The organism is Polaromonas sp. P1_G2 (genome assembly GCF_056405515.1).
In genome coordinates this window covers 1-1,217 of the sequence record NZ_JBFUBY010000512.1, presented here as the reverse complement: position 1 = coordinate 1,217, position 1,217 = coordinate 1, and the positions used below count along the sequence as shown (strand labels likewise).

The window sequence follows — 1,217 nt, the reverse complement described above, 5'->3', positions numbered from 1 at the left end:
CTGGGATGCCTACCGGCTGGGCTGGGGCTCGTGGGCGCTCTGGGCGGCGCTCCTGGCGTTGTCGCTGGCGTGCTGGGCGCAAGGTTTTCGGCTGTTGCCTGCGCTGCTGGCCCTGGCGCTGCTGGCCTGGGTGGCCGGTGCGCTGGAGTCGACCAACCTGTGGGATTACCTTGTGGACCCCTGGCTGGCCGTTGCGGCGATTTACCAGTGCACCAAATCGGCGATCGGCTGGGGGCTTGCGCGGCTGCGGGGCACACACCATGGCGCCATGCCATCCTCAGCCTGACCGGCCGCGCTTTAAAAAATGGCTGCTCATCTTCTTAAAATGCAGGCGGATGCTTTTCAGCGATCCAAGAATTCGACCCATGGAGTAATCATTTGAAATCGTTTGCTATTGTTTTTCCCGGCCAGGGCTCGCRGTCGGTCGGCATGCTGGACGCCTGGGGCGACCATCCGGTGGTTGCGCAGACGCTGGCCGAAGCCTCCGAGGCGCTCGGCGAGGATGTCGGCCGGCTGATCAAGGAAGGCCCCAAGGAGGCGCTGGCGCTGACCACCAACACACAACCCGTCATGCTGGTCGCCGGCGTGGCGGCTTACCGCGCCTGGATGGCCGAGACCGGCAGCGCACCCGCCGCGGTGGCGGGCCACTCGCTGGGAGAGTACTCCGCGCTGGTAGCCTCCGGCGTGCTGACGCTCGCGCAGGCCGCGCCGCTGGTGCGCTTTCGCGCGCAGGCCATGCAGGACGCCGTGCCGGTCGGTGTGGGCGCGATGGCGGCCATCCTGGGCATGGAAGCCTCCAAAGTGATCGAGGGCTGCGCCGAGGCCGCGCGCAGCTTCGGCGCCAACACCTCCGAAGTGGTGGAAGCCGTCAATTTCAACGACCCGATGCAGACCGTCATCGCGGGCAGCAAGGCCGCGGTCGAAAAAGCCTGTGAAGTGCTCAAGGCCAACGGCGCCAAGCGCGCCTTGCCCCTGCCGGTGTCGGCGCCTTTCCATTCCAGCCTGATGAAGCCCGCGGCCGAAAAGCTGCGCGAAAAGCTGGCCGCCGTCGATTTCGCGGCGCCGCAAATTCCGGTCATCAACAACATCGAAGTGGCCGTCGAAACCGACGCGGACCGCATACGCGCGGCGCTCTACGGCCAGGCCTTCGGCCCGGTGCGTTGGGTGGAATGTGTCCAGGCCATCAAGGCGCGCGGCCTCACGACGCTGGTCGAGTG

General features: G+C 66.8%; 1 protein-coding gene and 1 pseudogene. Both read left to right on the top strand.

The window, feature by feature from the left end:
• Nucleotides 1-286 (top strand): annotated as a pseudogene (locus AC1D0P_RS25790) (hypothetical protein); the annotation flags it as partial.
• Nucleotides 287-378: 92 nt separating this feature from the next.
• Nucleotides 379-1,217 (top strand): ACP S-malonyltransferase (gene fabD / locus AC1D0P_RS25785; protein WP_477679328.1); only part of this gene is annotated, 839 nt, incomplete at its 3' end.